General features: G+C 69.9%; 18 protein-coding genes and 1 pseudogene. 9 read left to right on the plus strand and 10 right to left on the minus strand.

All coding sequences use genetic code 11. The features are described from left to right. Positions 1-3 precede the first annotated feature (3 nt). The 6 genes from KUTG_RS19230 to KUTG_RS19255 are packed head-to-tail and all read left to right on the plus strand — an operon-like array spanning position 4 to position 5,571. On the plus strand, positions 4-258 hold the full coding sequence (locus KUTG_RS19230) for an acyl carrier protein (protein ID WP_043718601.1): 255 nt from the start codon (positions 4-6) through the stop codon (positions 256-258). Then, entirely contained in the window at positions 255-1,436 is a 1,182-nt protein-coding gene (locus KUTG_RS19235; RefSeq protein ID WP_043718604.1) for a hypothetical protein, read from the plus strand. Before KUTG_RS19230 ends, KUTG_RS19235 begins: the two co-directional genes overlap by 4 nt. Further along, positions 1,426-2,388: a Gfo/Idh/MocA family protein gene (locus KUTG_RS19240; protein ID WP_043718606.1), complete on the plus strand. Its 963-nt coding sequence runs from the start codon at positions 1,426-1,428 to the stop codon at positions 2,386-2,388. The genes KUTG_RS19235 and KUTG_RS19240 overlap by 11 nt, the downstream gene beginning before the upstream one ends. After that, positions 2,385-3,359 (plus strand): phosphotransferase family protein, encoded by a 975-nt coding sequence (locus KUTG_RS19245; protein WP_232240852.1) that lies wholly within the window; start codon positions 2,385-2,387, stop codon positions 3,357-3,359. The genes KUTG_RS19240 and KUTG_RS19245 overlap by 4 nt, the downstream gene beginning before the upstream one ends. Next, complete coding sequence (locus tag KUTG_RS19250; protein ID WP_043718608.1) at positions 3,356-4,369, plus strand: glycosyltransferase family protein; 1,014 nt, start codon at positions 3,356-3,358, stop codon at positions 4,367-4,369. Before KUTG_RS19245 ends, KUTG_RS19250 begins: the two co-directional genes overlap by 4 nt. Then, positions 4,366-5,571 carry a condensation domain-containing protein gene (locus tag KUTG_RS19255; RefSeq protein WP_043718610.1) on the plus strand — a complete coding sequence of 402 codons (1,206 nt, stop codon included), beginning with the start codon at positions 4,366-4,368 and terminating at the stop codon, positions 5,569-5,571. Before KUTG_RS19250 ends, KUTG_RS19255 begins: the two co-directional genes overlap by 4 nt. On the opposite strand, the gene KUTG_RS19260 is transcribed toward KUTG_RS19255, so the two are convergent. Both KUTG_RS19260 and paaK read right to left on the minus strand, forming a co-directional pair. After that, positions 5,558-6,271, minus strand: a complete 714-nt coding sequence (locus KUTG_RS19260; RefSeq protein WP_043718611.1) for a GNAT family N-acetyltransferase — start codon at positions 6,269-6,271, stop codon at positions 5,558-5,560. The genes KUTG_RS19255 and KUTG_RS19260 overlap by 14 nt on opposite strands. A gap of 576 nt (positions 6,272-6,847) precedes the next feature. Further along, a complete protein-coding gene (gene paaK / locus KUTG_RS19265; RefSeq protein WP_052396617.1) occupies positions 6,848-8,167 on the minus strand; it encodes a phenylacetate--CoA ligase PaaK in 1,320 nt (439 codons plus the stop codon). Between the two features lie 103 nt (positions 8,168-8,270). On the opposite strand from paaK, the gene KUTG_RS19270 reads away from it, so the two are divergent. After that, entirely contained in the window at positions 8,271-9,299 is a 1,029-nt protein-coding gene (locus tag KUTG_RS19270) for a LacI family DNA-binding transcriptional regulator (protein WP_052394962.1), read from the plus strand. Between the two features lie 7 nt (positions 9,300-9,306). On the opposite strand, the gene KUTG_RS19275 is transcribed toward KUTG_RS19270, so the two are convergent. Beyond that, positions 9,307-9,930: a TMEM175 family protein gene (locus KUTG_RS19275; RefSeq protein WP_052394964.1), complete on the minus strand. Its 624-nt coding sequence runs from the start codon at positions 9,928-9,930 to the stop codon at positions 9,307-9,309. A gap of 119 nt (positions 9,931-10,049) precedes the next feature. Next, positions 10,050-13,016, minus strand: coding sequence for a helix-turn-helix transcriptional regulator (locus KUTG_RS19280; RefSeq protein ID WP_084579490.1), 2,967 nt, complete (start codon positions 13,014-13,016; stop codon positions 10,050-10,052). A gap of 132 nt (positions 13,017-13,148) precedes the next feature. Here KUTG_RS19280 and KUTG_RS19285 point away from each other — a divergent pair, with 132 nt between their 5' ends. Then, the gene (locus KUTG_RS19285; protein WP_043718614.1) at positions 13,149-13,739 is read left to right on the plus strand and encodes a dihydrofolate reductase family protein; all 591 of its coding nucleotides are present in this window, start codon (positions 13,149-13,151) and stop codon (positions 13,737-13,739) included. A 73-nt stretch (positions 13,740-13,812) separates the two neighbouring features. Here the strand turns inward: KUTG_RS19285 and KUTG_RS19290 are convergent, their stop codons facing one another. Then, positions 13,813-14,628 (minus strand): transglutaminase domain-containing protein, encoded by an 816-nt coding sequence (locus tag KUTG_RS19290; protein WP_043718616.1) that lies wholly within the window; start codon positions 14,626-14,628, stop codon positions 13,813-13,815. A 10-nt stretch (positions 14,629-14,638) separates the two neighbouring features. After that, entirely contained in the window at positions 14,639-16,078 is a 1,440-nt protein-coding gene (metG, locus tag KUTG_RS19295) for a methionine--tRNA ligase (RefSeq protein WP_043718618.1), read from the minus strand. A 166-nt stretch (positions 16,079-16,244) separates the two neighbouring features. Here metG and KUTG_RS19300 point away from each other — a divergent pair, with 166 nt between their 5' ends. Beyond that, positions 16,245-16,658: a hypothetical protein gene (locus tag KUTG_RS19300; protein ID WP_157494635.1), complete on the plus strand. Its 414-nt coding sequence runs from the start codon at positions 16,245-16,247 to the stop codon at positions 16,656-16,658. Positions 16,659-16,672: 14 nt separating this feature from the next. Here the strand turns inward: KUTG_RS19300 and nhaA are convergent, their stop codons facing one another. From nhaA to KUTG_RS19315, 4 genes and pseudogenes are all read right to left on the minus strand, one after another. Continuing rightward, positions 16,673-18,559 (minus strand): Na+/H+ antiporter NhaA, encoded by a 1,887-nt coding sequence (gene nhaA, locus KUTG_RS19305; protein ID WP_043718622.1) that lies wholly within the window; start codon positions 18,557-18,559, stop codon positions 16,673-16,675. A 177-nt stretch (positions 18,560-18,736) separates the two neighbouring features. After that, a complete protein-coding gene (locus KUTG_RS19310) occupies positions 18,737-19,852 on the minus strand; it encodes a hypothetical protein (protein WP_043718624.1) in 1,116 nt (371 codons plus the stop codon). 6 nt (positions 19,853-19,858) lie between these two features. After that, positions 19,859-20,005 (minus strand): annotated as a pseudogene (locus tag KUTG_RS66285) (PKD domain-containing protein); the annotation flags it as partial. A 3-nt stretch (positions 20,006-20,008) separates the two neighbouring features. Then, positions 20,009-21,502, minus strand: a complete 1,494-nt coding sequence (locus tag KUTG_RS19315) for a right-handed parallel beta-helix repeat-containing protein (RefSeq protein ID WP_043718626.1) — start codon at positions 21,500-21,502, stop codon at positions 20,009-20,011. Positions 21,503-21,569 lie beyond the last annotated feature (67 nt).

Raw genomic sequence — 21,569 nt, forward strand, 5'->3', positions numbered from 1 at the left:
GTCATGGACGACGTCGAGAACAAGGTGCGCGCGGTGCTGGTCGGCGTGTTGTCGAACGGGCTCGCGGTGGACGAGGTGGCGCTGGACGCCGACCTGGTCGACGAGTACGGCCTGGACTCGCTGCAGATGATCTCGTTCCTGCTCGGCATCGAGGACTCCTTCGACCTGGAGCTGGACTACGAGAACCTGGAGCTGGACCATCTCCGGTCGGTGTCGCAGTTCGCCTCGTACGTGCGGCAGCTGGCACCGGCCGCGTGACAGCCGTCGTCCTGGGGACCTTCGACGCGGAACGGTGGTGGCGGCCGGCCGACCTGGCCACGCTGCCGGCGGCCGCTGCCGCCGACGGGGCCGCGGAGTCGATGGACGAGCTGCTGGCGGGGTTCTGTGCCCCGGGCGATCTGCTGGTCACCCGGCGGCCGGTCGCGCCGGCGGTGGTGTCGGGGCTGGCCGCTCGCGGGATCACCTTCCGTCAGCATGCGTGTCCAGTTCCCGCTGCCGGCACGATGGAAAGCGCTCTCCTCGGATCGGCCCTGCTGCGGTCGCATGCCGAGTTCCGCCCCTACGCAGTGCTACCGGACACCGTCCGTCTCGATTGGACGGACGGCCTGCCGCCCTCGCCGGTGGTGGCCGAGGTGAACTCCAAGTCCTGGTCCAACGATCTCGCCTTGGAGCTGGGGCTGCCCGGCACCGGCACCGTGGTTCGTTCCGTGGAGGAGCTGACCGCGGCCGTGGACGGGACCGTGGTGGTCAAGGACCCGTACGGGGTGTCCGGGCGGGCGATGTTGGAGGTCGCCACGCCCGGGGTGTTGCGGGCGGTGACCAGGACCCTGGCCCGGCAGGATCGCCGGATCGAGCTGCTGGTGCAGCCGAAGTTCGAGAAGCGGCTGGACTTCTCCGGTCATCTGGAGGTGTTCCGGGACGGCGGCTGGGAGTTCCTCGGCGTGCAGGCCATGAACAACCGGGGCTTCCGGCACATCGGCTCCGCCCCGCCGTCCGTCGAGCTGCTGGACCTGGTGGAGCGCAGCGGGTACGTGGAGGTGCTCGGCTCGGTGGCCAAGGCGGTGTCGGCGGCCGGCTACTGGGGTCCGGTCGGCGTGGACTCGATGGTGCTGGCCGACGGGACCGTCGTGCCGGTGCTGGAGATCAACGCCCGACGGTCGCTGGGCCTGCTGTCCCTGCTGTTGGCCCGGCGCATGCCGGGCTTCCGGTTGTGGCAGCTGGAACTTCGGGTCCCCGAAGGGCTCGGCGTCGAGGACGTGGTGGCCGCGCTGCCGTGGCCCGAGGTGATCGTGCTCAGCGGCAGCGGGCTGGCCGCCCCGGGCGGTCGGGTGTATCTGGGGCTGGTGACCGACGATGTCCGGCGGCTTCAGGACGCGGTGGTGGCCGCGCTGACGGCCGCCGGCCTGGTGCCGAGGGGAGTCGCCGATGCCGCTTGACATCGGCCTGATCGGCGCGACCGGGATCGCGGAGAAGGCCATCCTGCGGCCGGCTTCGGCCTTCGACGACGTCTCCGTGCGGGCAGTGGCGGCTTCCGATCCGGTGCGGGCCAAAGAGTTCGCCACGCGGCACGGCATCGACCGTGTGCACGACACGTATGCCGAACTGGTGGCGGATCCGGCGGTCAACACCGTCTATGTGTCGCTGCACAACTCCGCCCACCGGGAGTGGGTGGTCGCCGCGGCCGAGGCCGGCAAGCACGTGATCGTCGAGAAGCCGCTGTGTCTGTCGGCCTTGGAAGCGGCCGAGATCGCCGCGGCGGCGGTGGGCGTGCAGGTGATCGAGGCAGTGCCGACGATCGGACATCCGTGGCAGGCCGCGGTCCGGGAGATGATTCTGGGCAACCGTTTCGGCCCGCTCACCCGGATCCGCACCGAGATCCGCTTCGGCGTGCCCGCGCCGGGAAGTTATCGGGAGCGTCCTGAACTCGGCGGCGGCATCTTCCTGGACAGCGCCAGCTACTGGCTTCAGGCCGTGCAGGCGACGGTCGGCCTTGACGGCGCGGTCGGCTCCGCGCAGTCCGCGTTCGACGGGCCCAACGGCGTCGACCGCTCCTTCGACGCCGCGCTGACCTGGCCCGGCTTGACGGCCGAACTGCACTGCTCGGTCGGAGACAAGCACATCGCCAACCACGAGTTCACCTTCGCCGAGGCCACGGTCAAGATCCGCAACTTCCTGCTGCCCGCCGCCGGCCCCCTGCCGCTCAACCTGGCGATCCGGCGGGTGGGCGGGCCGACCACCGTGGAAGCGTTCCCACCGGTTTCGTACTACGACCTCCAGCTGGCCCGCGTGCGTGACATCGTGGCCTCCGGCGGTGGCGAACTCGCCGCCGCCGTGGACCGCATCACGCTGATGGCCGCCCTCCATCGGCGGGCCAGGGAGGCATCGTGACCAGCATCAATAGCTACCAGCGGCACATCGACGACGTACAGCTCGCCGGTGTGCTGATGGCGGCCGGCATCGCGCCGTCCAGGCTGGCCGAGCGGTCGGAACTGAGCGAGGCCAGCTACAACACCGCCTACCGGCTCCGCCTCACCGACGGCTCCGGGCTGGTGCTGAAGATCGCGCCCGACCCGGCCATGCCCGGTCTGTCCTACGAGCGTGACCTCATGCGGACCGAGACGCTGTTCTACCGCACCGCTTCCGGTGTGGTACCCGTGCCCGAGGTCGTGCACGCCGACTTCTCCCGCGATCTCCTCGACAGCGACTTCCTGGTCATGACCGAGCTCCCCGGCGCCAACTGGTACGGCCTGCGTTCCTCTTTGGCCGACACCGACCGCGACCGCCTGCGTGGTGACCTCGGCCGACTGGTGGCCGACCTGCATCGAATCACCGGCGATGAATTCGGCTATCCGCAAGGGGAAACGTCGTCCAGCTGGCGCACCGCCTTCCTCGGCATGCTCGACGCCCTGCTGGCCGACGCTGCCCACTGGGAGACGCAGCTCCCGCGTTCCCTGTCCCAGATCCGCCAGCTGATCGGCGCCAACGCGTACGTACTGGACGAGGTCACCACGCCGGTCCTCGTGCACTTCGACCTCTGGCCCGGCAACATCCTGTTGCACGACAACCAGATCACCGGCATCGTCGACGGCGAGCGCGCGTTCTGGGGCGATCCCCTGGCCGAGATGGTGTCCCTCGCCCTGTTCGCCAGCATCAAGGACGATGCCGCCTTCCTCGACGGCTACGGCCCGCTCGACTTCACCGACGCCGCCCGCCGACGGCTGGCCCTCTACCGCACCTATCTGTACCTGATCATGCTCATCGAGGGCGCCCCGCGCGGCTACTCGGGGCCGGACCGGGACGCCCTCGTGAAGATCACCTCCCTGCACCTGCGGAAGGCACTGACGGAGTTGCAGTCATGATCGAGATCCTCACCTCGGGTGTCGCCCTCGGCGTGCACGTGCCGGGGCTGCTGCTGGCCGACCGGTTGCGCGAGAAGGGAGTTCCCGTCGGCGTCAGCGTGTTGGAGCGGTTGCTGCCGGCGCAGAAGCTGGCCACCACCGCCACCATGAAGTTCGCCTTCCACCGGGACTTCCGGGTCGCCCTGGCCGGGCAGAAGATGGCCGGCTCGCCGGCGGACTCGGTGGATCCGGCGGCCGTCGAGGCGCTGTTCGCCGACTGGCGGGCGCGGGGCGTGGACCGCGTGGTGGTGTTCTCCGGCTTCTGGCTGCCCATCCTGGCCGGCTACGACTGTGCGATCGACGTCTGCCACGTTGATTCGGTCGCTTCACCGTCATTCACCAAGACAGTCACGGATCTTGACGTTCGCCCGGTGTGGCTGGCCGACGCCGAGGCCGGCGCCATCCCGTGCAGCATCCGCGTCAGCCATGAACCTCCTGTGCCCTGGACGGATCGCTCGCCGCGTGTGTTCCTGCACGGCGGCGGCTGGGGCATGGGCACCTACCGGGACCGCATCGGCGAACTGCTGGAACACGGGTTGCAGCTGGACGTCATCGCCTACGAGGGCCGGGACGTGACGGCCGAGGGCGTGCGGTACTTCATGGTCGATCCGGAGTGGCATCCCTGGCTGGACAACGGATATCCGCCGTTCGGCGAGGTCGGCGCCGGCTTCACACGCGGCGTCGGCCACCACGGGTCGTTCGATCTGACCCGGAAAGCCCTGGCCACGGTGAGCAAGCCCGGCGGCGGCACCCTGTTGGACTCCCTGTGGTCGGCGACGCCGGCCGTGCTGCTGGAGCCGTTCGGCGCGCACGAGCAGCGCAACGCCGACCTGTGGTGCTCGCTGGGGTACGGCATTCCCTTCGGCACCTGGCGTGCGTCCGGCTTCGACCCGGAGTTGTTGCGGCCCTTGCACGAGGCGCTGCTGAAGGCCGATGTTCCCGACTACGCCGAGGAGTTGGCGCGCCGATGACCAGCGTGGAGACGACCTGGCCGCTGTCCGTCTGGCAGCGGCAGTGCATGGGCCTCGAACGCGCGCACCCCGGCTCGTTCACCGACCCGCTCTACACCATCAGCGCCGTCGTCGAGCTGCGCGGGCCGCTGGATCTCGTCGTGCTGCAACGCGCCGTCGACGAGCTGATCCGGCGGCACGAGATCCTGCGCACCCGGTTCGTCGAGGACGCCCAGGTCGTGTCTCCACGAGCTTCGTCCGAGGTCGTGCTCCTCGACGAGGTCGACGTGTACTTCCCGGTCTACGCCGACAGCCCGACGCCGCTCGCGGTTACCGTGTCCCGCCACGGCACCGACGAGCACAGGCTCTCCTTTCACCTGCAACACCTTGCTTGCGACCCGGTCACGCTGTGGTCGGCGCTGGCCGAACTGGGTGCCTTGTACCATGCCGAACTCGGCGGTCCGGCCGTGCCGCCGCCTAGCGCGCAGTTCGGCGAGTACGTCACGTTCGAAGGCCAACAGCAGCGGGCTGACGAGGTCGCCGCCCGCGCTTGGTGGGAAAGTTGCCTGGGCGGCAAGGCTTTCGCCCGCGTTCCCGCCGACTCCACCGCACTGTCGTTCGAGTACCGGGACGATCTGCTGTCCGCCGAGGAGTTCACGGCGCTGGCGAAGTTCGGCCGTGCGCACCGTGGCACCGTGCTGACCACGCTGGCCGCCGCCCTCGCCTGCGCCATGGGTCCGCACGTCAGCGGCGGCGATCTGTTGTTCTCCACCATCTTCCGCAAGCGCGACCGTCCACAGTGGCAGCGGATGCTGGGTCCGTGCTTTGCAGTCACCCTTTTCCCGGTCCCCGCCCCACCGGACCGGCTCACCGCCGACTACTCCCGCGCCGTGCGTGACATCCTCGTGCGGTGCCAGCGATACAACCGGTTCGACCTGCTGGAGCTGCACGCCCTCATCCCGGACTTCACCCCCGCACTCAACCACTTCCTCGAGTTCATGCCGCCCGACCGGCCTGATGGCATCGCCTTCGGGCCGGTGACCGGCCGGGTCGTGACCGCCGCCGGGCCACCGACGGACACCCCGTTCGGCCTCGACCTGCGCACCCGGGACACCCCGGCCGGCGCCGTCGTCGGACACATCAGCGGTTGCGGCGGCGGCTGGCGTGAGGCGACCGTCCGTCAGCTGTGGCGGGATGTCGCCGCGCAACTCAGGGATGGATGAACGGCGTGGTCGTGGCCAGTTGCACGAAGCCGAGCCGTTGCAGGATCGGGCTGCTGTCGTCGGAGGCGTCGGCCTGGAAGTAGCGGAATCCCGCATCCTTGGCCGCTCGTGTTCCGTGGGCCACCAGCGCCCTGAACAGGCCGCGTCCCCTCCACTGCGCCAGCGTTCCGCAGCCCCACAGGCCGGCGAAGTCCGTTCCTGGCGTGAACTCCACGCGGGCGCAGGACACCGGGCCGCCTTCGGCCACCGCCACGAAGCCCCGCTGACTCTCCTTGTCCTCCAGCAGCTTCCGACCGACCGCCGAGTAGTCGCCGCCGAACACCTCGTTGTGCACCTTGACGAACATCTCGACCGTCTCTTCGTCGGTCACGGGAAGGAGCGTCGTGCCCGCCGGCAACGCCGCTTCCGTCGGCAGCTCGTCGATCACCGCCACCAGCAGCGCTTCCGTCGGCTCCGGCGCGAATCCCGCCGCCAGCAACCGATCCGCGAGATCCGCCGGCTTGTCGTAGGAGTAGTGCTTCCACTCCCACTCGCGGCCGAGCTCCGCGAACCGGGCCACATACCCGGCGATCGCCCCGTCCGCCGTCGCCTCGTCCAGGTCGCTGGCCACCACCCCCGCCCAGTCGTCCTCGATCAGCACCTCGCCGTCGGCCCGGCGAATCTGACGCTCGAACTCGGCCAACACATAGTCGCGATCCACCGCCGCAGTATGCCGTCATGGGTGACGTCAAAAGGTGGGATCAGCCCTCGGCGAACGGGACCGCCGCTCGCGACTGCGCCGGCTGCCGCCAGACGGAGAACGCCGGCCCGCACCACGCTCGTGTGGCTGATCGAGCACCTCGCCCGAGCCACCCACGGCATCACCAGCCGGCCTCGGAAACACCCGGCCCGAATCACCCATCACTTCACCGGCCGGCTCCAGAAACATCCAGCCCGAGCCACACGCCACTTCACGGCCAGCCTCGGAACACTCAGCCCGAATCTTCCACCGCATCACCGGCCGACTCCGGGAACAGCCGGCCCGAGCCGCCTACCACTTCACCGGCAGCCCCCGAGAACACCCGGCCCGAATCACCCACCGGATCATCGGCCAGCCCTGAGAACACCCGGCCGAGTAACCATCGACTTCGGCCGCGAAAGAGTCGCCCCCGAATCAATCCAAGCACATGTTGCTGTGAACGGGCCGATGCACTGTTCCCGCAGGCCTTCGCCACGGAGCCCGGCTCGCCGTTTCGACTAGAATTGATTTGGGGGCTGCTCAGCACCGCAAGATCAATTAGTCCTTGGGTCGTTCGTCGATGATCCGCTTGAGCTTGCCCACCGAGCGTTCCAGGGTCTCCGGATCCACCACCTCGACGGCCACGGTCACGCCGACGCCGTCCTTGACGCGGCCGACGATCTCGCCGGCGGCCGCGATTCGGTCCTGCGCCGGGGCGTCGGGCCGGGCCTCGACGACCACGGTGAGGTGGTCCATGCGGTCACGGCGGCTGAGGCGGAGCTGGAAGTGCGGGGACAGGCCGGCGGTGCCGAGCACGATCTCCTCGATCTGCGTGGGGAACACGTTCACACCGCGCAGGATGATCATGTCGTCGCTACGGCCGGTCACCTTGTCCATGCGGCGGAAGGCCGGCCGGGCGGTGCCGGGGCGCAGGGCGGTGAGGTCGCGGGTGCGGTAGCGGATGATCGGCAGGGCCTGCTTGGTCAGCGAGGTGAACAGCAGCTCGCCGGTCTCGCCATCCGGCAACACGGTGCCGTACACGGGATCGATCACCTCGGGCAGGAAGTGGTCCTCCCAGATGTGCAGCCCGTCCTTGGTCTCCACGCACTCCTGCGCGACGCCGGGCCCCATCACCTCGGACAACCCGTAGATGTCGACGGCGTCCAACCCGGCCCGCGTCTCGATCTCGGCCCGCATCTTCTCGGTCCACGGCTCGGCGCCGAAGATGCCGACCCGCAGCGAGCTGGTCTCGGGGTGGATGCCCTGCCGCTCGAACTCGTCGAGCAGGGTCAGCATGTACGTCGGCGTAACCATGATGATCTCGGGCCGGAAGTCGGTGATGATCTGCACCTGCCGCGCGGTCATGCCGCCGGAGGCGGGAATGACCGTGCAGCCCAGTTTCTCGGCGCCGTAGTGCGCACCGAGGCCGCCGGTGAACAGACCGTAGCCGTACGCCACGTGCACCTTGTGCCCGGGCCGGCCACCGGCGGCGAAGATGGAGCGCGCCATCACGGTGGCCCAGGTGTCGATGTCCTCCGCGGTGTAGCCGACGACGGTCGGTTTTCCGGTGGTGCCGCTGGAGGCGTGGATGCGACGAACCTGTTCCTGCGGCACGGCGAACATGCCGAACGGGTAGTTGTCGCGCAGGTCGTGCTTGGTCGTGACGGGAAAACCGGCCAGGTCGGTCAGTTCCCGACAGTCCTGCGGCCGCACGCCGGCCTCGTCGAACTTCTTGCGGTAGAAGGGGACGTTCTCGTAAGCGTGCCTGAGCGTCCACTGTAGACGGGTGAGCTGGAGGGCCCGCAGCTCGTCGGCGGAGAGTCGCTCGACGGCCGTCAGCTCGTGTGCGGTCGGCGCCGCGCCCCATCTTGCCGTCATCGTCGACTCCACTGTTTACCGACCGAACGGACGGTTCAGAATGTGCCGCCGTCGCGGCCTTGTCAAGGATCCGGGCACCGCGCCGCGCGCTGTCCTAGACTGGATGTCGAGGGGGTGGACGCAGGGCGAGAGGACAAAGGTGCCGCGAGCTACGATTCGCGATGTCGCACGCGCGGCGGGCGTGTCGGTCTCCACGGTGTCGAGGGTGTTCACCCGACCGGAGCTGTTCCGCGACGAGACACGGCTGAAGGTGCACACCGCGGCCGAGCGGTTGAACTACTCCCCCAATCGGAACGCGGCCTCGCTGACCACGGGGCGCACCGCGAACATCGGGCTGGTGGTGCCCAACCTGGCCGATCCGCTGTTCCCGGAGATGATCAAGGCGGCCCAGCACGGCGCCCGCGAGCACGGCCTGGCCGCGCTGCTCGCGGACAGCGACGACAGCGCCGCCGACGAGGAGAAGCTGGTGCACGCCCTGGCCAAGGACGTGGACGGCCTGATCCTGTTCTCCTCGCTGCTGTCCGACGAGCAGATCGCCTCGGTGGACTCGCTGCGGCCGCTGGTGTTCGTCAACCGGCACGTGCCCGGACACCGCAGCGTTCTCGTGCATGCCCCGCACGCGATGTCCCTGCTCACGCAGTATCTGGCCAACCTCGGCCACACTTCGGCCACCTACTACCCGGGCCCGGACAACTCGTGGGTCGCGCACGACCGGTTGGCCGCCTTGCGCAAGGCCGCGGCCGGCGCGGGCATCGACCTGGAGGTCGAGCCGATGGGGCCGGCCTCGTTCGAGAGCGGCAGCGCCGTGGCCGACGAGCTCGTGCGCCGGCCGTTACCCACGACTGTGTTGTGCTTCAACGACCAGATGGCCCTGGGCGTCGTCGCCCGGCTTTTGCAGCTGGGCGTGCGGATTCCGGAGCAGACCAGCGTGACCGGCTGGGGCGGCACCAAGGTCGGCGCCTATTCCACGCCCGCGCTGACCACCATCGCCGCCCCGCTGGCCGACCTCGGTTCGGCCGCCGTCGCCGAGCTTCTGCTGGCGCAGCAGGACGAACCCGGCGCCGACCCCGCCCCGGTCACGCTGGAGGCCACCCTGCAAGCCCGAGCCACCACCGGCCGCGCCCGCTCGTGAGCGGGTCCTATTCGGACAGTTGGGTCGGCTTGGGCGCGTCCGGGTGCACCACCCGGGCCACCAGCGGCGGCACCAGGAGCAGCAGCAGGCCGTAGTAGTTGACCACCGGCGCGATCAGTTCGAGGACGAAGGCCGCCAGCACCGCGATCGTCGTGCCCAGCGTGTTGAACAGCCAGCCGCCCGTGATCTGCTCGCCCTCCCTCTGCAGCGCCGGGTCCGACCGCACCATCATCGTCATCAACGAGAGGCAGGCGCTGTTCACCATGATGGTGCCGATGTAGAACAGGCAGGTGAACTCGCTGGTGTTGAAGCCGCCCACCAGCTCCGTGGCGAACGGCATCACGATCACCGCGAGCAGCCACACCATGTTGGTCATCATCAGCGGGGTGTTGTAGGCCCGCACGTGCTCGAACAGACGGTGGTGGCTGACCCACTGCCGGCCGATCACCACGAAGCTCAGCAGGAAGCTCCAGATGGTGGACTGGTTGCGCGTGATCGCCTCGATCGGCTCCGCGTGCTCGGCCACCAGCTCCGGCACGATCTCGGTCAGCGGCAGCACCAGCAGCGTCAGCGCGATGGCGACCACCGCGTCGGTGAAGAACACCAGGCGTTCGGGCGACTTCTCGGTCATCGGTCCCCTCGGCTAGTCACGGCCAAATCGGAACAAGTATTCGCCAACGGTCACCCGGACGGCCCAGTCGGGTACCCCGCCCGCCCCGAACATCTGCCCCCGCGTGCTCGTCACGCCGATCATGCCCCCGACTCGGCGACGGCGATGGTGGCCAGTTCGGTCCGATTGCCGATGCCCAGCTTGGTGAAGATGTGGGACAGGTGGGTCTTGACCGTGCCCCGGCTCATGAAGAGCTTGGCGGCGATCTCGGGGTTGTTGAGGCCGTCGGCGACCAGTTTGGCCACGGTGACCTCGGTCGGGGTGAGGCTGGGCCAGCCGGACGAGGGACGGGTGCGCGGTCCACGGGTGCGGCGAACGTACTCGATGGCCTCGTCGAGTGACATGAGGGCGTCATTGGTTGCGTGTGGCGGCACCAAGGCGCGTCTGGGATAGCCCATGTGCTCACGGACGGCGGTGGCCGAGGCGAGCAGGTGCTCGGAGCCGATGAGGGCGGCGATGGCGTCGAGACTGTCGACGCAGCCGAGGCGGAGGCCGTGCTCGATCCGGATGGCGAGGGCCTGGTGATGCAGCTCCAGGTCGCTACGAAGGCGGCCTTGCTGCTCATAGGCGTCACCAAGTACGCGTTGCATGCGCAGCTCCCCGGCCATCGTGACGGCCCGGTCGAGCACGGCCAGGGCCTCGTCGCGGCGGTCGAGGCCGATCAGGGCGGAAGCGAGCGGGGGCAGGGACTGCACGGCTATGCAGGTGATGTGCTCGGTGGGTTGGGAGGCTTCGCGAAGCCAGCGCTCGGCCTCGGCGAACTCGGCGCGGGCCAGGTGGAGCTGGCCGAGGGCGGATGCCATGCCGGGCACGACAACGGGCACCTCGGCGTTGCGGACGAGGGTGAGGACCGGCTCCATCAACTCCAGGCCGGCATCGGTGTCGCCGGTGAAGCTGTGCACGGTGGCGAGCATGCTGCGCGTGGTTCCGACGCGGTTGTAGTCGCCCAGCGGGGCGGCGATGGCGACGGCCTCCTCGGCGAGATCCCGGGCCAGGTCGAGGTCGCCGGTCACCAGGGCGCTGGAGGCGCGGAAGCAGAGCGCGGTGGCGGCGACTCCGCGATCGCCGCGTCGCAACAGCTCGGCGACGGAGGTCGCCAGCAACGGCACAGCCCGCTCGTGGTCGTCACGAAGGTGCAGCACAATGCCTTGCAGGGCAAGGGCGGAGTCGCGAACGAACTCGTCGCCGGAGATCTCCGCCGAGGCCACCGCGGCCAGGCTCTGCCGCCACGCGCCGTCCAGATCGGCGAAGACCCGGCCGACTCCTTGCAACACAAGGGGAAGGCCCCGGTCCCGCTCGTCGGCGGCGAGCTTCAAGGCCCGATCCAGCACGTCGAAGCCCAGATCAACCGGCCCGGTGACGTCGGCGACCAGCGCGATGCCGGTCAGCAGCCGGGACTGGAGCGGCGAGGTGTCCTGTGGGGCCCGATCGACGGCCCGGCGCAGGAAGTCGATGCCCTCGTGGCCGGGACCGTGCAGGTGCCACAGCCAGGGCAGCCCGGCCGCGAGCCGGCGGCCCTTCGCCGGGTCCTCGGCGGTCAGCCCGTGCTCAAGGGCGGCGCGGAGGTTGCCGTGCTCGGCCTGCATCCGGACCCGCCAGGAATCCTTGTCCGGCGAGGAATCCCCTTCCACGTAAGCGAGAAAGTGGTCGAGGTGGCGATCTCTGACCGCCTCTTCCTCGCCGGCCTCGCGCAGCCGGGCCGCGGCGTACTCACGGATCGTCTCCAGCAGGCGGTAGCGGCCGTCCTCGGCGACGACGAGCGACTTGTCGACAAGTCCAGCCAACGTCACGAGCGCGTCCCGGTCGCAGACGGCGCGGGCGGCGTCGAGGGTGAAGCCGCCGTGGAAGACGGCGAGCCTCCGGAACACCGCGCGTTCGGTGTCATCGAGCAGGTCATGGCTCCATCGCACGGACGCCGCAAGCGTTTGCTGACGGTTCGCGACGCCGCGAGGACCCCGTGTGAGCAGGGAAAACCGGTCGTCGAGGCCGGCAAGGACCTGCTGCGGGGTGAGCGTGCGCAGCCAGGCCGCGGCCAGCTCCAGGGCCAGCGGCATGCCGTCGAGGCGCTCGCACATCGACGTGACGGCGGCGCGGCTAGACTCGTCCAGCTCGAACCCCGGCACCAGCAGCCGCGCTCGCTCGACGAACAGGTCCTGGGCCTCGTCGGTGGAGATCGGCGGCACCCGCCAGACGACCTCGCCGGGGATGCCGAGCGGCTCACGGCTGGTCGCCAGCACCGTCACCTCGGGGCAGGTGCGCAGCAGCTCGGCCGCCAGGTCGGCGACGCCGTCCAGCACCTGCTCGCAGTTGTCCAGGGCGAGCAGCAGACGGCTGGTGCGCAGCTGCGGCGCCAGCCGGCCGGAGCCGACCAGCGCGCCGACCGCGTCCGCCACCGTATCGGCCACCAGCGTCGGGTCGGTGATCTCGGACAGGTCCACCCACCAGGCGCCCTGCGGCCAGAACTCGGAGTGGTTGGCCGCCAGCTGCGCGGCCAGCCGGGTCTTGCCGCTGCCGCCCGGCCCGGCCAGCGTGACCAGGCGTTCGCCGAGCAGCAGGGTGCGCAGCGCGGACAGCTCCGCCTGCCGGCCGACGAAGGTCGTGAACTGCACCGGCAGGTTGTTCGGCACCTGGTCCAGCGACCGCGGCGGCCGGTCGTCGCCGATCGCGTACAGGCGAATCGGTGACATGAGATCCCGCAGTCGGTGCAGCCCGAGGTCGTAAGTGCGCCTTGGTAGCCCGGCCGCGGTGGCCGCGGACAGCAGGGTCTGGCCGCCGTTGGCGATCTCGCACAGGTGCCGGGCGCGGCGGGCCGTGGCCGAGCTGTCGTCGCCGGTGTGCAGGGCTATGCGTAGCCGACCGGCCTGCGGGTCGTCGGCGAACGCCCGGCGCAGCGCTTCGGCGGCTTCCACCGCGTCCTCGGGTGACACGAAAGCGGACTTGGTGGCACCCAGCAGCAGCTCCAGGCGTCCTCGTGACGCCTGCGCCGAGTCGTTCGGCCCGGCCACGCCCAGCGGGTCGAGACCGGCGGCCAGGTGGGTCGCGGACATGGCTGGTCATCCTGCCAGGCGCGGCGATATCGGCCACCCCGAACGGCCATGTCGGCCACCTGGCAGATCTCTCGGCCACCTCCACCGGCGAGGCTTTGACCAGCAACGACACACCGACTCAGGGAGCACGAGATGTCCGAGGTCATCGCCAACATGTCCATGTCGCTCGACGGTTTCATCGCCGACACCAACGACGGCATCGAGCAGGTCTTCGGCTGGTACGGCAGCGGCGACGTGACCGTGCCGACCGCCGTCGAGTGGGCCACCTTCCGCACCTCCGAGGCCAGTGCCGGCGTGCTGCGGCACGGCCTGGCCACCATCGGCGCGCTGATCGGCGGCCGCCGGCTGTTCGACCTCACCAACGGCTGGAACGGCCTGCACCCGATGGGCGTGCCGGTGTTCGTCGTGACCCACCGCGAGCCCACCGACTGGGCCCACCCCGAGGCCCCGTTCACCTTCGTCACCGACGGCATCGAGAGCGCCGTCGCCAAGGCCAAGGCCGCCGCCGGCGACAAGAACGTGGCCGTCGCCAGCCCCACCGTCGTGCGGCAGTGCCTGGACGCCGGGCTGCTCGACGCCGTACAGGTCGACCTCGTGCCCGTGCTGCTGGGCAAGGGCATCCCGTTCTTCGGCGAGCTGGCGAAAAGCCCGGTGCAGCTGGACGGCCCGACCGTGGTCGAGGGCAAGGGCGTCACCCACCTCACCTACCGGGTGCGCCGCTGACGACAGCGGGCGGGGCCGGCCGGGGGTGGCCGGTCCCGCCGGGCCTCCCGCGGATTTACTTGTCCACCAAGAGTTATCGCGTCACCTCCTCGGGAACGGCCAGGTCCTCGGCGGCGTAGACCGCCCCGATGGCGGCGGGGTCGTCGGCCCCGCACGCGTCGGCGATCCGATCCATGAGCTGGTCGAACTCCTCGCCGGTGCGGCCCTGGTAGGAGGCTTCCATGCGCCCCCACTCGTCCCAGGGCAGGGTCTCGATCTTCACCATGGCGGCCAGGTCGCGGATCAGGTTGCCGCGGATCTCCCCGACGCCCCAGGCGAAATCGACGCCCGCGACACCGAACAGCTTGCCGTCGACCTCGCCGGTGCGGTACCACTGCCAGGCCTCGCCGCCGGTCAGGAAGGCGCCGGCCGGCATGTCCTCGGACCTCGGCACGTACGGCCGGTGCAGGTGCTCGACGTCCACCCGCGCCCACCGGCCGTCCCGGCGGTACTCGATGACCCAGTGGTCGAGGTTCTTGCCCTCCTCGAAGTACGTGCCGAAGCCGCAGCGGGCCCGCGCGGCGATCCCCCGTTGCCGTAACAGCGCCGTGGCCAGGGTCGACCAGTGCCGACAGGTGCCGACCACGCGTTTGTCCGGCGACCTCGGCACGTCCAGCGGCGCCGGGTCGATCGCCGTCAGCGCGTCGATGAGGGCGTTGGCCGGGCGGATGTTCCGCTCGGCCAACCGTCCCTCGGGCACGCCCGCGGCCGGCGCGTCCGTCGGCTGGATGAACAGCTGCTGCACCGCGGCGCAGATGCCGATCGGATCCTCGGGCAGGCCCTTGGTCAGCGGGACCTGCTTCGGGGCCACGGTGGTGAACACACCCGGTGTGGCGTAGTCGATGTCCATGCCGAGGATGCTAGGGCCGGGGTCTGACACTTCTCGGGAACACCGGGCTGGGCGTGGGCACAACCGCGCCGCCGCACTGCTCGGCGATGCGGCGGGCAGCAGCCGGCAGGAACGGTGTCAGGTGCTCCGCGATGTCCCGGCACGCCGCGACCAGCTCGGCCAGCACCGCGTCCAGCTCCGCCGAATTTCGGTTGAGCTGCCAGGGTTTTGTGACCTGAACGAAACGATTGGCCTCGTCGCCGATGCGCAGCACGGCCTCGACCGCCCGCCGGAAGTCGAAGGCCCGCAGCGCGGTGTCGATCGCCCCGGCCGCCTCCCGCCGCGCCGCCCGCAGGTTCTCCGCTGTCGGATTCCCTTGTTGCACAACAGGAACGACACCATCTCGACACCTCCTCACCATGGCCACCGTACGGTTGACCAGGTTGCCGAGATTGTTGGCCAGGTCCTCGTTCAGCCGGGTCTCCAACCGGCCGTCCGAGTAGTCGGTGTCGCCGGTTCGGGCGACGTCCGACAGCAGCCACCAACGCAGCGCGTCGGAGCCGAATTGTGTTGCCACGCCTAGAGGATCGGCCGCATTGCCCAGCGACTTCCCGATCTTGCGTCCATTCGCGGTAAGGTACTCGTGCACCAGCACCCGGGACGGCAGTTCCAGACCGGCGGAGAGGAGCATGGCTGGCCAGTAGACGGCGTGGAAGCGAATGATGCCCTTGCCGATCACATGGACGCGTTCGCTGTCGCGCCAACGATCACCGGCTCCGGTGAGATAGTTGACGAGGGCGTCGAACCAGACGTAGACCACCTGGCCCGGATCGCCGGGCACGGGGATTCCCCAGCCACGAGCCCGAGAAACACTCCTGCTGACACTGAAGTCGCCGAGTCCGCCGGCGATGAAGGCGAGCACCTCTCGCTTCCGTGTCGCGGGCACGATCTCGATGACATCGGTCCCGATCAGCTCGACCAGCCGGTCCTGGTAGCGGCTGAGCCGGAAGAACCAGTTGTCCTCGGACACCAGCTCCGGTTTCTCCTCGTGCTCCGGGCAGTCGCCCTCGACGAACGCCTCGCAGCCGACGCAGTACAGGCCCGTGTACGACTTGCGGTACAGGTCGCCGCTGCGCTCGCAGGCTCGCCACAGCCGCTCGACGACAGGCCGGTGGCGTGAATCGGTGCTGGTGCGCACGAAGTCGTCGAAGGAGAGGTCCAACCCCTCCCCCAGTGCGACAAAACGATCCGCCATGCGGGCCACGTAGTCCGCGACCGGGATGCCCTCGGCTTCCGCGCTGCGCACGTTCTTCAGCGCGTTGTCGTCCGTCCCGGTCTGTGCCCACACCTCGTCGCCGCGCTGTCTCCGGTGCCGGGCAAGCACATCCGCCTGCACCAGCTCCAGCGCGTGCCCGATGTGCGGTGTCCCGTTCACGTACGGGATCGACGTCGTCACCACGGTCCGCCCCATTCATCGAGGCTAGACAACGGAGGCAATCTGATTTCCACGGGCTTGAGCGATCGCTCAATTCACGCTACGGTTTGAGCAGTCGCTCAAACCGGGGGGTTCGATGGACGACAGCGTTTCTGCGGACGACAGGGTTTCGACGGACTACGGGGTTTCGACGGACGACAGGGTGTCCTGGCGGCAAAGCCTGCTGCCACTGATCAACATCGCGCCGGCGGTGCTCTCGCTGGCCGCCGGAGATGTGCTCGCATACGTCCGAGCCCAGGCCATGGGGTTCGCGCCGTACACGGCCGATCCGGTGGACACGTACTTCGTCCCCGCCGGCATCGCGGTCGTGCTGGTGTTGCCGATGTTCCTCCGGCAACGGCGGCTGTTCGTCATCGCCTGCGTGGTGTTGGGAGCGCTGGAAGTCCTGGTGTGCACGGTCCTGGTGCTGACGATTCCGTTCATCCCGATCGGGCTCGGCCTGATGATCGCGGGTTTCGCCCGGCGGCGGATCCCCCTGGCCATCGGGATCTTCGCGCTTATGTTCGTGTACGACGCATGGCTGTGGGTCAGTTTGGTGTTCGGCCGGCTGAGCTGATCGACGCGTGACGGCTACGCGCTACGCGCCTGGTGGCGCTCGATCACGGCCCTCGCTCGGGCGGTCTTGACCGCGGCGGAGAGGGTTTCGAGGTCGAACGCGCCGTAGTGGCGCTGGCCGTTGATGAAGAAGGTGGGGGTGCCGGAGACGCCGCTGAGGTCGGCGGACTGGACGTCCTGGGCGATGCGGGCCTCGTGCTGGTGGCGCTTGAGGTCGTCGTGGAAGCGCTCGCGGTCGAGGCCGAGTTCCTCGGCGTAGGAAAGGAGATCCGTGACACGGAGGTTGTCCTGACGCTGCATGAGCAGGTCGTGCATGGGCCAGAAGGCGCCCTGGGCGGCGGCGGCCTCCGAAGCCTCGGCGGCGAGTTCGGCGCGGGGGTGGACGTCGGTGAGCGGCAGATGCCGCCACACGTAACGAAGATCGGTGTCGGTGAGGAGGTCGCGCACGACGGGTTCGGCCAGACCGCAGTAGGGGCACTCGAAGTCGCCGTACTCGACGACGGTGACCGAGGCGTCCGCGGGCCCACGGATGTGGTCGCGGGTCGGGTCGACCTCGTCGACGAGGTCGATGAGCTGCTCGGAGGTGCCGAGCAGGGCCAGCGCCTTCTTCTTGGGCGAGAGGTAGCGGGTCGTGTGGTAGACGGCCCAGGTGACACCGGATGAGAGGAGGACCGCGGAGAGCACGCCGACCTTGGCCTGGTCGAGCTCCTGGCCCCGCAGGGCCAGCGTGGCGATGAGCAGGGAGACGGTGAAGCCGATGCCGGCGATGGTACCGCTGCCGGCGACCGCCAGCCAGCCGACCGGCGGCCGGATGCGGCCGCGGCTGGAGCGGGTGATCAGCCAGGTGGTGCCGACGACGGCCACGGGCTTGCCGACGACGTAGCCGAGGATGATGCCGAGCGTCACCGGCGAGGTGTAGGCGCGGGCCAGGAAGCCGCCGTCGATGGCGACACCGGCGTTGGCCAGGCCGAACAGCGGCACGATGACGTAGCTCGTCCACGGGTGGAACATGTTCTGCAGCCGGGAGTTGGGCGACAGGCTCCGGTTCAGGCCGGTGGTGGCCTCCCGCGCCAGCTCGGCAGTGGGCTGCTCGCGGAACAGCCGGAACAGGCCGGTGGCCCGTTCGAGGTCGTCGCGGGCCGGCGTGTAGGCCGACGTCGCGAGGCCGACGCCGAGGCCGACAACCACGGGGTCGACGCCGCTTTCCAGCAGCGCGAGCCAGGAGATGACACCGAGCAGGGCGTGCACGACGCCGCTGCGCACACCGATCACGCGGAGGACGACCAGGACGACGAACACCAGCACGGCGATGATCAGCGGCAGGACGCTGATCTGCTCGCTGTAGGCGATGGCGATCACCAGCAACGAGACGAGGTCGTCCACGACAAAAACGGTGAGGAGGAAGACCCGCACGCGGTCCGGCACGCCGCGGCCGAGCAGGGTGAGCAGGCCGAGGGCTAGGGCGGTGTCGGTGGACATCGCGACGCCCCAGCCGTGCGCGCCCGGCCCGCCGAGGTTGACCACTGTGTAGATCAGCGCCGGCAGCGCCAGGCCGACCAGGCCCGCGCTGAACGGCAGCAGGAACCGGCGCCGGTCACGGAAGTCGCCCAGGTCGAACTCGCGGCGGGCTTCGAGGCCGACGACGAGGAAGAACAGCGTCATCAGGCCGCTGTTCACCCACTCCCGCAGGTCCTCGACGACCTCCATACCGCCCAGCCGCACCGACAACGTGATGTGCCAGAACGACTCGTACGAGCTGGTGTCCACGTTGGACCACAGCAGCGCCACGACGATCGCGGCCACCAGCACGCCCGCGCTGGCCGACTCCGTGCGCAGGAACGCGCGGATGGGGGCGGCGATGCCGCGCTGCCACAGCGTCCGCTGCCGGGTGGGCTCGCTCACGGCAGTGGAGTTTACCGAGTGGGCGGGGCTTCGTGCCCGGCCGCGCACGCATTCCGGCAGGTCAGGCTGCCTGAGCAGCCCCCGAACCGAGCCTGGTCCAGTGGGTGGGAACGACGGCTCGATCGGGGGCTGTCCAGAGGCGGCGTCGGACGACGGCGTCACCGGCGGGAGTGGAGGTCAGTGCGAGAAGTAGCCGAAGACGTCGGCGATCACGTCGACGTTGCCGGCCAGGTTGGAGAAGTCGATGTCGCCGTTCGCCCCGACCGGCACGACCACCTGGTTCTGGATGATCTTGCCGGCGCCGAAGTTCAGGTTGGACACTCCGGGCTGGGCCGTGCCGCCGGGGAACACCGTGAGGAAGCTGTCCGAGGTGCCGTCGGCCACGGTGACGTTCAGGACCACGGCGGTCGCGTCGGCCGGCACGCCGCCGACCCCGGCGACGTGCAGCGACCGGGTCTGGCCGGGGCCGACCGGGCCGCCGACGTCGCGGGTGTCGAGCAGCCGGGCCGGGGCCAGCGGCACGAACGGCATCCCGATCACGGTCGGCGGGTTGGTCAGGGCGTACGCGCCGACGTAGTCGACGACGACGTCGGCGTTGCCGGCGAGGTTGTGCAGGTCGACCTTGCCGTCCGCGCTCACGCCGACCACCACCAGGTTGGAGGTGGTCTGCCCGGCGGTGAAGTTGAGGTTGGAGGCGCCGGGCAGCGGCGTGCCGTCCGGGTACGCGGTGAGCACGCTGCCGGCGGTCGGGTTGGTCACCGTCACGTTGAGCACCACCGCTCCGATGGTGCTCGCAGAGGCCGGTAGCTTGCCGAACAGGCTGAGCACGCGCGTGCCGTCAGGGCCGATAGAGCCGCCGTCGGTGCGGGTGTCGAGTGCCCGGGTCGGCGTGCCGGGGATGTAGGCGTACTGGTTACCGCCCGGGAACCGATCGCTGTAGTAGCCCTCGAGGTCCACGATCACGTCGACGGAGCCGAAGCGGTTGGCGATGTCGATGGAGCCGTCGGCGCCGACCGGCACGGTCACCAGGTTCGGCACCGTCCGGCCGGCGTCGAAGTTGAGATTGGAGGTGCTGGGCTCCGGCTGTCCGTGCGGGAAGACGGTGAGGAAGCTGTCGGCGGTCGGGTTGGTGGCGGTCACGTTGAGCACGGCCGCCGTGACGCCGGTGGCCGCGACACCGTGCGTGCCGGCGATCTTCAGGTTCAGCTGGCCGCCGTTGACGAGCGTGCCACCGTCGCGGGTGTCGAGCAGCCGGGTCGGGGCGACCGGGTTGTACAGGCCGCCGATGGTCACCCGCTGGGTGGTGTGTGCGGTGGCGCCGGTCGAGTCCTTGATGGTCAGCGCGACCGTGTAGACGCCGGGGTTCAGGTAGGAGTGGCTGCTGTTGGCGCTGCTGGAATCGACCGGCGCGGTGCCGTCGCCGTAGTCGACGATGTAGTCGGTGATCTTTCACGCGTCCGTCGAGGCCGACGCGTCGGTGATGACCCTCAGCGGTTCGTCCTGGAAGGCGCTCAGCCGGGCGACCTCCGGCGCCGGGTCGGTCACCAGGGCCTGACCCGTGTCGTGGACGGCGACGCCGGAGGGCGCGGTCGCCGTCACGGAGACGAGGTACGGGTAGGCGCCGCTGCGCTGCTGGTAGACGTGGGTGACGGATGTGTCGGTGGTGACGACCGGGCTGCCGTCCTGGAAGTCGTAGGTGTAGGACAGCGGCGTGGACCAGGGGTTGCTGACCTGGACCGACGCGGTCACCGGCAGCGGGTGCGGGCCCTGGTCCGGGGTCACCGTCAACTGGGTGATGGCGAACGGGTCCGGCAGCTCGACGGCCCCTCGGTCGTGCGTGCCGATGCCGGCGACCAGCGGGTCGTCCACCCGCGGCGAGTGCGTGAGGTCGCTGGCCAGCTCGCCGGGGGCGGTGTCGTTGGCCGAGTCGATCACCGGCGAGCCGTTCTGCACGGTCCAGGCCTTGGGGTGTGTGGTCATCGGGTCGCCGACCAGGTCGTGCGCGCCCTGCCCGGTGCCGGCGGCGAAGGCGGCCGGGTCGGCGTAGGTCGTGTCGGCCCAGCGGTACGGGGTCTTCGCGGCCGGTCCGAACAGGTTGTACGCGGCGGTCGTGCCGGCCGTGGCCGTCGCGGCCACCGAGAGCTCGGCGAAGCTGCCCGTCTTGCAGGCCGACCGGTTCACGCCGTTGCCGCTCAGCACGTTGTTCTGGATGGACGCGCCGGCCGAGGCGCCGGTCAGCGAGATGCCGACCGGGCAGTTGGTCAGCACGGTGTTCGAGGTGATGACCGCGGCCGCCGAGTCGGTGACCTGGATGCCGGGGCCGGCGTTGTTGGCGAGCACGTTGGTGGTGACGACGGCGCCGGTGACACCGGCCCCGACGGCGATGCCGGCCGCGCCACGGTGCTCGATGTCGTTGCGGCTCAGGGTGATCCGGGCGCTCGCGCCGGTGATGTCGATGCCGTCGCTGGCCGGCGGCGGGCTGCCGTTGCCGTAGACCGTCATACCGTCCACGGTGACGTCGGTGGAGTTGTCGATCAGCACCGCCGACGACAGGCCCGTGGCCTGGAAGTTGCCGCGCACCACGATGTCGTGCACGCCGTGCATGGCGACGGCGTGCTGCTGCACGCCGTTGTTCCGGTCGACTCCCAGCTGGAAGGGCCCGAGGAAGCCGTTGTTCTGGTCGGCCAGGAACGTGATCGGCGCGCCCGGCCGACCCGAGTGCGTGACATCCAGTTCGCCCCAGTCGCCCGCCGTCACGTGCACCGTGTCGCCGGCCTCTGCCACCTCGGCCGCCCGCTGCACCGTGCAGAACGGCGCCGCGACCGTGCCCGGCCCCTGGTCCGAGCAGTTCTGCAGCGGTATCACCCACAGATCGGGCCCGGTGTCCGCGGCCGCGACGCCCGTCGCGACCAGTGTTGACGTGCCCAGAACCGCAGCCACCATCGCTGCGACAGCGCGCGTGCGCATATGTCGTTTTCTCCCCTTGAGCTGGTAGCCCACCTTGTCGCCC

This window comes from Kutzneria sp. 744 (assembly GCF_000568255.1).
GTDB lineage: Bacteria > Actinomycetota > Actinomycetes > Mycobacteriales > Pseudonocardiaceae > Kutzneria.